At 56.0% G+C, this 14,535-nt stretch carries 11 protein-coding genes; 3 read left to right on the top strand and 8 right to left on the bottom strand.

The features are described 5' to 3' along the window. Positions 1-347: 347 nt before the first annotated feature. The 3 genes from C6I21_RS07800 to C6I21_RS07790 all read right to left on the bottom strand — a co-directional run bounded on the left by C6I21_RS07800 (position 348) and on the right by C6I21_RS07790 (position 6,024). Entirely contained in the window at positions 348-3,872 is a 3,525-nt protein-coding gene (locus tag C6I21_RS07800) for an S-layer homology domain-containing protein (protein WP_181186169.1), read from the bottom strand. Between the two features lie 680 nt (positions 3,873-4,552). Beyond that, positions 4,553-5,452 carry a cation diffusion facilitator family transporter gene (locus C6I21_RS07795; protein ID WP_181186168.1) on the bottom strand — a complete coding sequence of 300 codons (900 nt, stop codon included), beginning with the start codon at positions 5,450-5,452 and terminating at the stop codon, positions 4,553-4,555. Then, positions 5,449-6,024: a TetR/AcrR family transcriptional regulator gene (locus C6I21_RS07790; protein ID WP_105958892.1), complete on the bottom strand. Its 576-nt coding sequence runs from the start codon at positions 6,022-6,024 to the stop codon at positions 5,449-5,451. The genes C6I21_RS07795 and C6I21_RS07790 overlap by 4 nt, the downstream gene beginning before the upstream one ends. 142 nt (positions 6,025-6,166) lie before the next feature. Between C6I21_RS07790 and C6I21_RS07785 the strand changes: the two genes are divergently transcribed. Then, a complete protein-coding gene (locus tag C6I21_RS07785; RefSeq protein ID WP_105958891.1) occupies positions 6,167-6,598 on the top strand; it encodes an RDD family protein in 432 nt (143 codons plus the stop codon). Between the two features lie 69 nt (positions 6,599-6,667). Then, positions 6,668-7,099 (top strand): RDD family protein, encoded by a 432-nt coding sequence (locus C6I21_RS07780; RefSeq protein WP_105958890.1) that lies wholly within the window; start codon positions 6,668-6,670, stop codon positions 7,097-7,099. Between the two features lie 49 nt (positions 7,100-7,148). Here C6I21_RS07780 and C6I21_RS07775 read toward each other — a convergent pair whose 3' ends face one another. From C6I21_RS07775 to C6I21_RS16470, 3 genes are all read right to left on the bottom strand, one after another. After that, complete coding sequence (locus C6I21_RS07775; protein ID WP_105958889.1) at positions 7,149-7,388, bottom strand: hypothetical protein; 240 nt, start codon at positions 7,386-7,388, stop codon at positions 7,149-7,151. A 1,307-nt stretch (positions 7,389-8,695) separates the two neighbouring features. Beyond that, positions 8,696-9,280 carry a Fic/DOC family protein gene (locus C6I21_RS07770; protein WP_105958888.1) on the bottom strand — a complete coding sequence of 195 codons (585 nt, stop codon included), beginning with the start codon at positions 9,278-9,280 and terminating at the stop codon, positions 8,696-8,698. After that, entirely contained in the window at positions 9,270-9,434 is a 165-nt protein-coding gene (locus tag C6I21_RS16470) for a hypothetical protein (RefSeq protein WP_181186167.1), read from the bottom strand. Before C6I21_RS16470 ends, C6I21_RS07770 begins: the two co-directional genes overlap by 11 nt. Positions 9,435-9,634: 200 nt before the next feature. Between C6I21_RS16470 and C6I21_RS16465 the strand changes: the two genes are divergently transcribed. After that, on the top strand, positions 9,635-9,865 hold the full coding sequence (locus tag C6I21_RS16465; protein WP_181186166.1) for a hypothetical protein: 231 nt from the start codon (positions 9,635-9,637) through the stop codon (positions 9,863-9,865). Between the two features lie 20 nt (positions 9,866-9,885). On the opposite strand, the gene C6I21_RS07765 is transcribed toward C6I21_RS16465, so the two are convergent. After that, positions 9,886-11,271, bottom strand: a complete 1,386-nt coding sequence (locus C6I21_RS07765) for an N-acetylmuramoyl-L-alanine amidase (RefSeq protein ID WP_181186165.1) — start codon at positions 11,269-11,271, stop codon at positions 9,886-9,888. 1,995 nt (positions 11,272-13,266) lie between these two features. Continuing rightward, on the bottom strand, positions 13,267-14,295 hold the full coding sequence (locus C6I21_RS07755) for a C40 family peptidase (protein ID WP_181186164.1): 1,029 nt from the start codon (positions 14,293-14,295) through the stop codon (positions 13,267-13,269). Between the last annotated feature and the right edge of the window lie 240 nt (positions 14,296-14,535).

Below are 14,535 nucleotides of genomic sequence, written 5' to 3'. Positions count from 1 at the left end.
GCAAATTTGAAAAAATATGGACGGGCAGATCGTTGATTTTTTCCTTGGAGTCATTTCTTTGTATATGCGGTTCCGCGAGGGACCGCATCACCCGCCTTTATGAAAAGATAGGACGCTCCCCTCTTTCCTGCAGCGCACATAGCTGATCCTTCGCTGCATTTGGAGTTAAGCAGTGCCGTAGAGAAAAAGAATCGTACCAAAGAATCCGTCGTCCCGGTCATCACAAACTGCCTAAAAAGACGAGCGAGGCAGAGCGTTTCCGCTCCTATACCAACATCCGGCTGGCTCCAATCGCTTGTACTGTAGTTAAATCCCCCTGCGGCCGGGCCGCAGGGGGATTTACGTCATTAGTTATCTTCGCTGAACGATGCGGAGATTGTCGGTGTGTTTTCCAGTTCGGCCGGCTCGTCGGCGGTGAAGACGACGTTCGTATCGTTAAAGGATACGGTAAAGCCGTCCAGCTCACCTTCGAGCGCAGAGGCTGTTTTCAGTGCGATTGTCGCGGCAGAGTCGCCTTCACGGATATCAACGGTCACTTCCGCGGAAGGATTCTCTGTCGTGATAGTAATCGTACCTGTCGCCTGTGCCTGGTTCTGCACGCCGGCAGTTGTGACAGATGCCGTGCCGTCGCGTCCATCACGGCTTAAGGCGCTGTCGCCGTCATTTGCGATGACGATGGAGTCCGATGTCGCAATGCCGAGAATGTTGTCATCGGCTCCGGCTTCTTCGGAGCTCGTGATTTCAAGCGCTCGTCCGCCGCCTTCGTTATTGACGTTCTCAAACGAGAAGCGGTCGAGATGGTCGTTGTCACTGTCCTGATATGCTTCCAGCGCCTCGATGACAAGATCGATCTGCTGGGCGTTCGTGTTTTCTGCAGCATCAAACGTGAGAGACACTTCACGGTTCCGCTCGACAGTGATGTCCTGCTCCGCGCCTTCTTCGGTCGTAATATAAACCGTGACGCCGTTAAAGCGGAAGAATCCGTCTTCGATGCCGTTGTCACGCTCCTCAAACTGACCGGTGTTCCACTGGGCTGCGCGCGGATCGACGCCGGCGGTCTGTTCGGCTGCTTCACCGAACGTCACTTCCGGATCGCCTTCCGACGTTTCTACGGCGCTGTCAACCGCCTGCAGGCGGAGTGGCTGTTCCGGCTCGCCTTCGCCGTCCGCGGTGAAGGTGATCGCTGCATCACTTGTATCGACTTCGTAGCCGTCCAGCTCACTGTTCAGCGCGTCCGCCACTGCGGATGCCGCTTCTGCGGCCGACTGACCTTCTTCCAGATCAACGGTTACTTCTGCGGATGGATTCCACGTCGTAATCGTCAGGCTGCCGTCGCCGGTCACTTCATTGTTCACAGCGGCCGTATAGCGGACGATCTCGCCGTCGACGCCTTCCTGAGTAATGCTGCTGGAGTCGTCGTTACTTATTTCAATGCCTTCGTTTGACGTAATCGTCAGGCCGTTATCCTCTGCTCCTTCAGACGCGTCACCGGTAATGCCGAGCGCGCGTCCGCCGGATGCCGGGTCATTTGCGAACGTAAAGCGGTCGAGTTCTTCGTTGCTGCTGTCCTGATACTTCTCGAGTGCTTCCACGAGCAGATCCACCTGCTGGCCGCTCGTCTGATACGTGGAGGCATCGAATTCGAGCGTAATGTTTCTGCTTTCTGCCTCACTGATCGTGTATCCGTCCACGTCTTCACTGGTGACAAGCGTCAGCGTGACACCGTTAAAGTTCAGCTCCCCGTCTTCGACACCGTTTTCCATTGGGGAAATCAGACCCGTGGACCATTCTGCCGCCACCGGATCAGTTCCTTCCCGGTCTGCTGCGATCTCTCCGATCGTCACGCCGGTTTCCTCCGGCTGGGCTTCGACGGTGAGGTCGTAGTCGTCGATGAGCGTTTCGCCGTTGAAGGAGGCGGTGATGGTGTGGTCGCCTGCGGGTACGTCGACTTCGTCGCCGCTGCTGTTTTCGAGTGTCCATTCAGCGTCAAAGCTGTCGTCGGTTATCGTCGCGGTGGATTCGAGTGCGCTCTCTGCGACGTCTTCCCCGTCTGCGTCTTCGCCGAGTTCGAGTGTGAAGTCGATTTCGTCGTCATCGTCGATGTTTTTCGTCGTACCGGTCAGCTGGATCGTGCTTCCGTCGACCGAATCTTCATCGATCTCAGCGCGCGGCGTGGCGCGGAGCTCTTCGATATCCTCGGTGTCATCGGCGGTGGAGTACGTCGTGTCTCCGATGTTAATCGTGAGCGCGGACAGGTCCTGGACGTCTGTCGGGATTTCTACGTCCGTGCCTTCCGGTGTGTTGACCGTCGTTTCCTCTTCGGTGTCGACGGTAACGAAGCCATCGACGTTTGCTTCAATGTTTTTCGTGCCGCCGTTTGGAATAATGACGTCGCCGGCGAGTGTGCCTCCGCCGTCGATCGTAACGTCATCGGCAGTCAGTTCGATGTCGCCTTCGAGCGTCGTGCTTTCGTCAACGGTGATCGAGTCGGAGCCGCCGCCTGCGAACGTGTGCACGGCTCCGCCGCTGTCAGAAACGGATTCAAGCGTAACGTCCTCGACGCCTTCCTCGATCTGCAGCTCGTTGACAGTTAAGTTGCGGAACGTGGCGTTGTTTCCGGAGACGACGGCCGTTTCAATCGTGTCGCCTTCGCCGCTTCCTTCGATCGTCACGTCACTGCCGGAGACGGAGAGTTCGCCGTTGATGCTGTTTCCGTTCAGCTCGATCGTTTCGCCGTCAGTGTCAGCGGTGGCGCTGTCCTGGTCCTCGTCGTAGGTTGTCGTGTTGTCGTCGGAATCGGAATCATCCGAGGAGTCATCGCTTCCGCCGGAGGAATCGCCGTCGGAGGAATCCGAATCGTCATCGGAGTCGCTATCATTGGACGAGTCGTCATCGGAGCTGTCGTCGGAATCGGAGTCACTGTCTGACCCGTCGTCATCCGCGTCGTACGAATAGCCGGTATCCGTGTCGACATCGAAGTCCACGGTTTCTTCATCGTCGCCGAACTGGAACGACCCGCTGTACTGTCCTTCGTTTACCGGTTCGTCTGTTTCCAGTTCGAAGTTTCCGTCTTCATCCAGCTCCAGGTCGCCGCGGAACACCTCAGAGCTGCTTGCAAATTGGCGCAGATCGACCGAGATGCTGTCGTTGGAGCGATCCGGGTTCACCTGGCCGCTGAAGACGAGGCTGCCGTTTTCGTTCCGGCGCACGTCGATTGAGGAGAAGGATGCGCCGCGGAGAAGTTCCTGCCGCACTTCACCCTGAACCGTCGGCTCCCGGTAAAGGAAGACCGCGAATTCTTCACGAAGGATGTTTTCATCCGGCCGGAACGTGCCGTCCGGGTACCCTTCGGCAAGACCGGCTGCGGCGACGCGGTTAATCTGCTGCTCGTACGGGTTGTCCCCTGTATCTTCAAAGTCCGGCGCCACCTGTACGGCGCTGAGCGGGAAGGCGCGCTCTAAGAGAACGGCCATTTCGCCGCGGGTCAGGTTCTCTTCCGGACGGAAACTGCCGTCTTCATATCCGCGGATCAGGGCGGCTTCTGCCGCTGCGTTCACTTCCGCGTAGTAGTAATCGTCTTCGGTGACATCCGGGAAGCTGTTGGAGCCTTCCGGTGCCGGCTCGAGGTTCAGTACACGCGTCAGCAGGATCGCTGCGTCGGCACGTGTCAGTTCCGCCCCGACGCCGAACGTCGTGTCACCGCGGCCCTGGATGATGCCCGCTTCGGTGAGTTCCAGCACCGGATCTCCGTAGTACTTTCTTTCCTCTACATCGGAGAACGGGTTGGATACGTCCACTTCATAGTTTTCCGGTGTTTCTGCAGTCACTGCGGACGGTGCTGTCACCGCCACTGCTGCTGCCGTGCTTGCCAAGAACCATCTGTATGTCTTCGGTTGATACGCCATATACACACTCCTTTAGATTTTTACGGACTTTCTTCCTGGTGGAATGGTTCACTATTTCCTCGAAGAAGCATCATTAAACTGGGGATTTGTCTGGGAGGGGGAACTTTGAGCATAAGAAAATGCGGTTTCGGAGATGGTTTGTGCCACGAACGCTCGGTTTCGTGCCAGTGCGCAGACGGTTCGTGCCAAGTTGGAGAGCGTTCGTGCCCTGTATGGATTTTCGTGCCAAAAGGGATGTTCCGCGTGCCAAAACGGATCACGATCGTGCCACGAACCGTGAATTTCGTGCCAGGTGAGAAAGGGAGTTTGATGACTTCCGGCCGGGAACACCGCCGGCCGGCCATCTGCCCGCTCCGGAGCCGACGGATGGCTGCGCAGCAGCGGTTATTAGGTTTTCGTTTGAGGCAAGGCGCGTCACTTTGTAGGCGTTTCGCGTCATTTGTGGTGCGCGCCGCGTCAAAAAGAGAAGCTGGCGCCTCAATTCGAGAACCGATCGCGTCATTGGCACGTACCCGCGTAAAAAAACAGCTCGCTGCGCGTCATTCGGGCGGTCTACCTCGTCAATGTAGCCGGCAGATGGCCGCTTCAGCGGCGGTATCATTCGCTTTTGGATCGTGCCGCCAACGAAAAAACCGAAAGCAGCGCTGTTACAGCGCCCACTTTCGGTCTGCGGTAAACGATATGGTGAGCCAGACGTCTTCTTCGGGGAGGACGCCGGCGATGCGGCGGCGCAGTTCGTCCTGCTCGGACAGCCGCTGCAGCCGTACGGGGTCGGTGACGATAATGTCCATCTCCACCCAGAGCGTGCTGCCGACGTGCGCCAGGCGGATAATCGATTCGTCGATCGGCTCGTCCGCCACTGCTCTATGGATCGCGTCTTCCACGGCTTCACTTTCTCCCCCATCCGGTCGCTGCTCCAGCAGCTGCGCGACGGCGCGGCGGATTTCACGAACCGGCACGGGTAGGAAATACGCTGTCATGAGAAGCATGAGCACCGGGTCCGTGTACGGAACGAGTGCTGCTGTTGTCTCCAGCAGCGAAAAGACAAACGCGGCGAAAAAGCCGAGCACGACACCGCCGCTGATAAGCGCGTCCATGAGCCACTGGTTCTTCTCTGCCTCGAGAAGCGGCGTCGTTTTCCTTCGGGTGCCCTTCAAAAAGAGGCTGTAGGCGACGGCGCAGGTGAGCGCGCCGAACACGGCGTAGACGAGCGCGCCGCCGAGTGCGGTGTCGCGGCCGCCGGTGAAGAGCGCGTAGATGGCGGCGGCCATGGAGCCTGCGACGAGGAGCGCGATGACGCTGTATTTGATGAGGACGACGAGCGGGTCAACCATCGTCTTGCCGAACGGGTAGCGCCGCGTGTCCTCCTTCTGCTTGAATGCCGCCGCGCCGACGGAGAGGAGCGACAGCCCGACGCTGATGAACGAGTACAGGCCGTCGAACAAGATGACCTGCGACGCGGTGAGGAGGCCGACGATCGTGCCGGCGAGCGCAAAGACGACCGCAGCTGCGGCCGACAAGGTGAGTATCGATTTTTCGCGCATCATACCGCCCCCTTCCATGCACGCAGCACGAAGCGGTACACCGCCGCCTGCGCCTCTTCTTCCGACTGGCGCCGCACGCGGGAAAGGTACTGCGCCTCCGCGCTGTGCTCAATCACCCCGACCGCAAGCGACGCGAGCGACTCCGCCTCTTCCTCCACGACGTGCCCGGACGCCTGAAACGCACGCAGTTTGTCCGCAATCCACGCGTGGTACGGTTCATAGATCGCATCCCACGTCTCAAACGAATGCTCGTACGCAAAGCCCGAATACAAATACGTAATGAGCGCCCGGTTCTCTTTCGTCAGCGAAAACGACTCCTCCACGAGCGCGTGCAGAAGCGCATCGACACTGCCGGTTTCCCGTTTCTTGACGGCCATCAGCTGCTTGTCCAGCAGGATGCGCGCCATTTCGGGGACGACGGCTGCCTTTGCCGGGAAGTACAGGTAAAACGTTCCCTTCGCGACACCGGCACGCGCAGCGATCTGCGCGACGGGCGTTTTATCAAAGGCCTGCTCTTCAATGAGCTCCATGCTCGCCTGAAGCAGGCGCTGTTTTTTATCGGTGGATGATTTCATAGGGGCTGTACTCCTTTGATTCGTTTATGACTGACCGTCAGTCATTTTCTCTGTTTAGTTTAGCACAGGCGGTATCTTTGGCGCAACTGGCATATTGCCGGCCGCTTTTTAATGACGTAAAATGAGCCGCGGAGGTGGATGTATGTATATTTCGGAGCCGGTTGGCTTTTGGCAGCGCCTCGGTGCGCTCCTGGTTGATGCGTTTCTCATTTTGATCGTCATCAGCGTCACCGCGTTTATCGTATACGGTTCCTTTGCAGCGGAGAATCAGGGCCTGCAGGCATTTGAGGGGCTCGTGACGCTTCTTTACAACTTGGTGTTACCGCCTATGTGGTACGGCTACACCGTTGGCAAACGCGCGCTCGGCATTCGTATCGCCAAGGAGGATGGCACGCAGGTTACGGTATTTACGATGTTCATGCGCTACATTGTCTCCGGTATCGTGTATCTCCTGACGCTCGGGATCGGCGCAATTGTGTCGATCGTGATGATCATCGTACGGAAGGACCACCGCGCCATTCACGACTTTATCGCCGGCACGTACGTGACGTCCACGGAGCCGGACGGACGGTAAGTATGCATCAGGTTTGCCTTCATACGGCTGCGGGTACCTGACAGGAAGAACTGTTGGAGGAGGAGTTGTATGGATGTTAAAGATTCGGTCGGCTTTTGGAGACGCCTCGGTGCGGTCATTCTCGACGGCCTGGCCATTACGTTCGTGATTGTCCTTGTATCGTTTCTCATTTACGGACGGTTTGCGTCGGAGGAGCGGGCGATGCAGATGCTGGAAGGAATTATTTCGCTCGGGTATTACCTTGCCGTGCCGGTTATCTGGACCGGGTACACGCTCGGAAAGCGGGCGCTCGGCATCCGGATCGTGAAAATGAACGGCTCGAACGTGGGTATTTTGACGATGGTGCTCCGCTGGACCGTCGGCGGGATCGTTTACGCCATCACGCTCGGGATCGGCGTCATCGTGTCCATTTTTATGGTTGCACTACGGAAGGACAACCGCGCGATCCACGATTTTATCGCGGGCACGTACGTCACGTCACGGCCGCCGGAAAAACGCTGAACCTAAAATAGCCTCTGCAGGATGACCTGCGGAGGCTTTTGTCATTGGTTTAGTTAACTGGCTGGTGCTGGGATTTTCGTTTCTCGCTCCGGTTTCTGCTCGTGGAGTCGGCAAACTGTTCCGTGCATGATGCTTCCCGGACATACCAGCTGCGGTCACGTCTCGAGTGGCTGTTCAACATACGGGCAAACGACTGGGCTTCCGGCTGACTGGTAAACAATTTCGGGACATTGGTTCCGGTGCACTTGAGTGTTTCGGCTCCTTCTGACCCCCGGGTTAGTACATACATGGTGTCATCCTCCAAGTTAAGCGTTACGAGTATTTTACCCCCATGATGCTGTCGCAAAACGTCGAATGTGAGAAACGATGATAAAAAACAGAGAGAGCGGCGGATGCAGCCACCGCCCTGCTCTGTGCTGCACACCTCCGCTGCAAGAAGGTCTGCATGCAGCGCTCCATCGCCGGCCATGCAGCCGGGAGGACCGGCTGCGGCTTCTGGAACGCTGCTCTGCCGGTATAGACGGAACCGGCAGTCAAAGGATTCGGAAATCGGAAACTTTTTTTGTCCTATCGTGGGAAAATTATGTTCTTCCGGGGTGGTTTGATGCTGCCTTCGTTCTGTTACAGAGCAGGCAGAGGCGCCGCGGCGGGGGCCGCGGAGGTGGTTAGGTAGATGGTTTTGGGTGTTTGGAGTTCGTGGCACGAAAATTATCTCTTTTGGCACGAAAAACTGTTCGTTTGGCACACGGCGTGCGGCTTTTGGCACAATTTTTTTTATTGGCACGAAACGCTTCTCTCGTGGCACAAAACCTGTGCTGTTTGGCACGAAACTAGCTGTTCGTGGCACGAACCAACCTGAATACCCGCTGCTCCGCAGCCCTCTGCCGGTTACCAAGCCGGTGAAGGGCCGGCCGATGATTTTTCGGCCGGCGGTGGATCGAAGGTGTAGAGGTTCGTAGCACGAACCACAACAAAATAAACCAGGCAGAAACCGCCTGGTCTTAAAAGAAAAGAGAGATCTATTGAAGAGGTTCCCGCTTCCTGTCTGCACCTCTGGCCGTACGCGTTCCGGAGGGAACGGGCTCCACTAATTCCTTCCTCCTTCCGTCTGAAGGAATGGATTTTCGCCTCGTTCGGATCCTCCCGGAGTCGACGGCCTCCGGTTTCGGCAGGTAGAAAAAAACACTTGCTAGAAGCGATCCCTTTTGCGCAGAAATGCTGTCATTCAATCAAATTGGAAGAGACCATCATTACCTTATAAACATTTTTTCTGCTATGAATCCTTCGTATTTCACCTCTATTTTACTGCGCTTCGGAGCGTTCGGCAGAGACGCCGGTGGGATCAAGCGCAGTCTGAAGATCCTTTCTCAGGGCGCAGGCCATGAGAAATAGCTGAAGACAAGCCCACGGCAAGCTTCTGCCGAAAAGCGGAGAAGCTCCATTAACAAAAACAAACGGCACATAGAACAGAACGTTGAAATACTATAACCCTTGGCGTCCCAGCTCGGAAGAGGCTTCGAATTTTATACTTTCTTGTACTCCAAAATAACCGCCGCGCTGCGGCCATCTGCCCAAAGCAAAAAGCCTGACGCGGGGTCAGGCTTTCCAGTGGATCGTTTTCCGGAATAGTTCGATAAGCGGCTGTTCGTCGGTGACGGAGGCGATCATGGCGTCGAGATACGTGTCCGGCGTCATGTTTTCGAGCTGCCAGACGATGTTTCGGGACAGTGCCCAGCCGTAGATGAAAAAGCGGATCACGCGGCCGTTTCCTTCCCGGAACGGGTGCAGCATGTTCAGTTCTGTCTTAAAATGCGCGAGCCGATAGGCGGCTTCCTCCAGGGACTGCCACGGCGGTTCCTTCCCGATGGCGTCAAACAAGGACGCTGCGTTTTCCTCGATGTACGCCGCCTGGCAGAAGCGCGTGCCGCCTTTGGCGATGTTGACGGTGCGGTACGTGCCGGCGAAGGCGTAGACGTCCTGGAACAAAAAGCCGTGCAGTGCTTTGAAGCGCGCTTCGGAAAACGACGCTGAAAAGGCGGCCCAGTCCTGAACCTGGGCCGCCCGGGCTGCGAAAGCGAGCGCTTCGAGGGATTCGAGTTCCTCGAGGCCGGCGGCATCCAGCAGGTTTTCCTGCAGCAGAAAGTCGTCGTTGTCGAACGTCTCGTACTTATCAGCTGTCATGCCACTGCCGGATGAGCGCCGGCGTAATTTTCTCGCTCTGGTTTATCGAGTCGAGAAGCCGGTGCTGCTTTTCTTTCGGAATGTCCATGTTCTCCATCCGCAGGTTGTTCATGATCCGGCGGAACTCTACACTCTCTGTCGTTAACCTCCGCACATCTATTCCTCCCGTTCGTAATATACTTCTATTATACCACAGAACACCTGCTCTGTCAGACGCGGGAAGTCCCGCGGTGGACGCTTTTTTTTGCTTGTTTTGAAATGAAAATTACTGCTCCGGAGCAGGTGGATGGCCGGCCGGGTTTTCGGCCGGCGGTTTCTTATCTCGTATCGCCTTTGACGCGAACCGGTTCTGTTTTGACGCGATGGGCCGCTCGAATGACGCGCGGCGGGCTGCTTTTGACGCGGGCACGAGCCAATGACGCGATCGGTGCTCCAATTGACGCGGCAGCTTCTCCTTTTGACGCGCCGCGGACTGGAAATGACGCGAACCGCCGCTCGAATGACGCGGCCGCGTCTCAAGAAACGAAAAACCGCCGCTTCCGTTCGTGCCACGAACGGAGAACTAAAAAACGACGCCTCCTGTAGAGACGTCGTTTTCCTGATTCTTATCGGTAGTAGCTGACGATTCCTTTGTAGAGGGAATCGGCTGCGGATTCGCGGAAGGAGCTGGTGCGCATGCGCGCGGCTTCCTGTGAGTTGGTGAGGAATCCGAGTTCAACGAGTGCCGATGGAACCTTTGTATTTTTGATGACGTAGAACCCGGCTGTTTTCACGCCGCGGTTCGTGGAGCCGAGCTCGCGGAGCATGGAAGACTGCAGGTCATCTGCAAGCTTCTTGCTGTCGCCGGCCCAGTAGCGGGTGTCGTAGAATGTTTCGATTCCCTTCGCTGCCGGAGTGGCGGCGTTTGCGTGGACGCTGATGAAGATGTCCGGCATGGCGTTGTTGGCCATGTTTACGCGGTCACGCAGGCTTGGGAACACGTCGGAGCGGCGAGTCATGAGGACGTTGGCTCCTGCGTCTTTCAGCTTGCGCTCGAGGCGGAGGCTGACGTCGAGGTTGATGTCCTTTTCACGCAGGCCGTTCGCAACGGCACCGGGGTCCGATCCACCGTGTCCGGCATCAATCATGATCGTGCGTCCGGAGAGGCTGCCGCCGGATCCCTGCGGGTATGTGATGTCCAGGTAGTACGTATTTACGTAGCCGCGGACACCGGAGTTCGAAATCATCGCCCAGTTTCCGGAGATGTCGTGTACTTTTACGTTCTCGCCCTGCTTCAGCGTACCGATCGGCGAGTGATCCGTCGAGCCGTCCGGACGTACGTTCAGCGTGTCGCCGGAAGGTACGTTGACAACTTTCGCTGTCGCCATTTCGCCGTCGAGGTCGACAGAGTCAACTTCCGGGCGGTATTCCGGGTAAAGCGTACGTGCGATCATCAGTGCGAATTCTTCGCGGTTGATCGTCTGATCGGCTCCGAATGTCCCGTCCGGATAGCCGTTTGCAATCCCGCTCTGTGCGAGCTGCTGAATGTTTCCGTAATAGTAGTGAGTCGGCGGCACGTCGGTGAAGAACGCGCTCCGCTCAGACTGGTAATTGAAGGCACGCGTTAGGATCGCGGCCATTTCCTGGCGTGTCAGTGTACGGTTCGGCTGGTATGTACCATCCTTATATCCATTTACATATCCCCGCTCGGCCATTTCGGCAATCGCCGCTTCCGCCCAGTGTCCGCGTGTATCTGAGAATGGTGCGGATGCTTTCGGTACGGAAATGTCGAGTGCGCGTCCCATAATGACCGCTACTTCGGCGCGGGTGACGTCCTGCTTCGGTCCAAACATATTGGAACCGATTCCTCTAACTACCCCATCATCTGCAAGCCGCTGAATCTCTGTATGATTCGTGTCGTTAAACTGCGTCTGCGCAGACACGGATGTCCCGGCAAACAGAGAAACGAGAAGTGCTGCGGCGAGCAGCGATACTAACCACTTTTTCATCATGAATGCTTCTCTCCCCATCGTCTATTTGTGCAGAGGAAAGATACCCAGCGAACCCGCGCGCATTCTGCAGCCTGCGGGCTTTTGAAAACAAGACTTCCCTGATCGGTATACTACGGTTTGTGCACACATTCTGCTTGCCGTGTGCGCAGAGTCAAGATTTGCAGGTCATTGGGCAATACGCACAACGGAATGCATCATCTTCTATTACTGGCCGGAGTCTTGAATTCATCGTCCCGCGGATATCCTGCGCCGGTCAGGCGTAGTGTCTACGAAGGGCGATCTCAGCTGATCGTCACATCGTCGTTCCACCGCGTCCATGGCTGACGCGCAGCAGTTGACCGTCCTTATATAAACATGATTGGACGCAGGCATCTCGGCTGCAGAATGTCTGCTGCAGCTGCGGGCTCGCTATGTACCTCTCACAATGCAACGTAAGTTTATCATAGAATTTTAGCTTTTCTTATGAGCCGGATGGCGTATTTTTTGTCACGCTCCGGTAATGTGCAGATCCCTTGCCGCCGTAGGTTTCAGGCAATTACTGATACACTTGTGTAACATTCACACACACACCATCGCCCCTGCCCCTTCCATCCGACCCAGAATCAGGAAAACGACGTCCTTAACGGGCACACATATGGATGGTCTCCGCGGATAGGTCTTTTCTTCCCGCGCCGCGTTTTCTCCCAAAAAATTGACCAGCCTGCTTATACAGCAGACTGGCCCGCGTTTACTTTAGTGATATATCTACCGTAAAAAGGAGGACCGGCAGATACCTATCAACCAATTAAATACAGTATAACGCACGTTCCGGTTATTTGAAAAGAAATATTTCTTTTTTCATTTTTATGTTTACTGTCCGGGCCTTATGGGGTACACATTTACTAAGAGCTGAAACCACCACTTTCATCTCTCCCCCCTATCATTTTGATAGAGCTTCGAATACTTAGGTGTTCCAAGCAGCGGAAAAGGCAGCATGCACCCCCGTCCCAGGGTGTATCGCTGCCTTTTTCGTATGTCTGTGTCAAGATAGCATGACTTACAGGCTCGTTTTCGCTTTCGACCCGGAAATTCTCCATGTTTTTTCCTGATTAGATGTTTACGGAGAGTTTCTGCCGGGTACACCTTTACTAAGAGTTGAAACCCACCACTTTCATCTCTCCCCCTATTTTTTTGCCTGTATACTTAATGTATGAGGCGAAGCGGCGTACACTCCTGTCCCAGAGTGTGCGCCGATTTTTTTGAAAAAAGACAGGTATTCTCCCGGTTTTCTACGTTTTATTTCCAGCAGAGCGGGTACATGAAAGGTGAGAGTTGAAACCCACCACTTTCATCTCTCCCCCTTAAAAATGCCTGCATACTTAGTATCCAGGCGACAGGAAGAGCGGCATGAGCTCCCGTCCCAGAGCGCATGACCGCTCTTTCTGCAGCTCGCCCCGCAGCGCTTAGACGCTGCGGTTTTTTTATGTTTTCAGGAGCGCGGTTCGTGGCACCATCCTGAAAACCGGGTGACCGCTGCTCCGCAGCCATCTGACCCGCTCCGTAGCAGGTGGTGGCCGGCCGGCTCTTCCGGCCGGCGGTGGATTGCGGGCTTGGAGGTTCGTGGCACGAGCTTGTTCTGTTTTGGCACGAAACCGCTGCGTTCTGGCACACGGCGCACCGTTTTTGGCACGATATTTTTTAGTTGGCACGATCGTACTCGATTCTGGCACGAAACCGTCGCTCCGCGGCACGAAATCCGCTGTTCGTGGCACGATCCAATCCAAATAACCGCTGCTGCGCAGCCATCTGCTTCATCCCTGAAAACTTTTCTCTACAAAATATTATTCTTATGTTTACTCCGGTTTCCTCCGGGGTACACTTCTACTAGGAGTTGAAACCACCACTTTCATCTCTCCCCCCCCTATCTATATGATAGAGCCTGAATACTTAGTATTTCGGCAGCAAAAAAGGCGATGTACATCCCCGTCCCAGGGTGTATCATCGCCTTTTTTGTGTTTATTGATGAATCGCGCGGTGAAGTACCGAAGCGAATTCTGCTCGTGTCATATTCTGATCGGGCCGGAAGGTACCGTCTTCGTAGCCGCTCACCTGATCGATGGATGCAAGCCTTGAGATGTGCGGTGCCGCCCAGCTGGAGCTCGACACATCGGAGAACGATGCGTTCCCTGACGGCGTCGTTTTCCAGTTGAAGGCCCGGTCGAACATGGTCGCGATTTCGGCGCGTGTGATCGGCTCGGTCGGACGGAAGGATCCGTCTTCGTAGCCGCCCATGACGCCGGCTGCGGTGACAGAGGCAATATCGCCGGACGCGAAGGTGCTGCTGGAGACATCGTTAAACGGCAGGCTGCCGCCGGATCCGAGTTTCAGCTGCCGGTTCAGAAGCGCGGCGGCTTCAGCGCGGCTGATGCTGTCATTCGGCAGGAAGTGCCAGTTGCTGTGGCCTGCGATGACGCCGCTTTCGCCGAGTTCCTGGATCGCGCCGTGCGCCCAGTGATTCGATGCCACGTCGTGATACTGCCCGGCCGGAAGCTCCTCAAAGGATTCCTGCACGCCCGCAACTTCCTGCGAGGAGCCGGAGATAATGCGGCGCGCGGAGTGATACTTCGGCGCCCAGTAGGAATTGTCGAGCGAAACGACCGACACGCCGCGTGAACGCGATGCATGGATCATCTGATTGTTGCCGATGTAGATTCCGTTATGACTAACGCCGTCGCGCCACGTACCCTGGTAGAAGACGATGTCTCCCGGACGCAGATCCGATTTCGCGACGTACGTACCTGCATTGGCCTGATCCCGCGATGTCCGCGGCAGATCGATGCCGAATTGTTCATACACATGCTGGACGAATCCGGAGCAGTCAAATGCTGCCGGCGTGTCCCCGCCGAACGAATACGGCGTTCCCATATAGTTGTGTGCTTCCTGCACAATACCCTGTCCTGACGCCGCCGATGTCTGGTTCATGTCCCACGTGAACACAGAGGTCATCATCAGCGCTGCCAGAAAGGAAAACCACCACTTTCTCACTTTCCAACACCCCTTACTATTTTTGTACAAAATGTTTTGTCCCATGAAGAAGTGTAGCAAAGCGCGGGAAAGAATACCGTAACGGACGAATTACATTATTGTTACATAACATCCTTGTGAAAAACACCACGATTTTAGCGCGTCACAGCAGTGTTCCAGTGAATTAGTCCCCGCGCTAATTTAGGTTTTCCGCCGGATGTTTGGCGCGTGATCCCGGCTTAGGTATGTAATAAGAGCGGA

Origin of the sequence: Alkalicoccus urumqiensis (assembly GCF_002993335.1) — a bacterium.
GTDB lineage: Bacteria > Bacillota > Bacilli > Bacillales > Salisediminibacteriaceae > Alkalicoccus > Alkalicoccus urumqiensis.
This window is presented reverse-complemented; position numbering and strand designations above follow the sequence as displayed.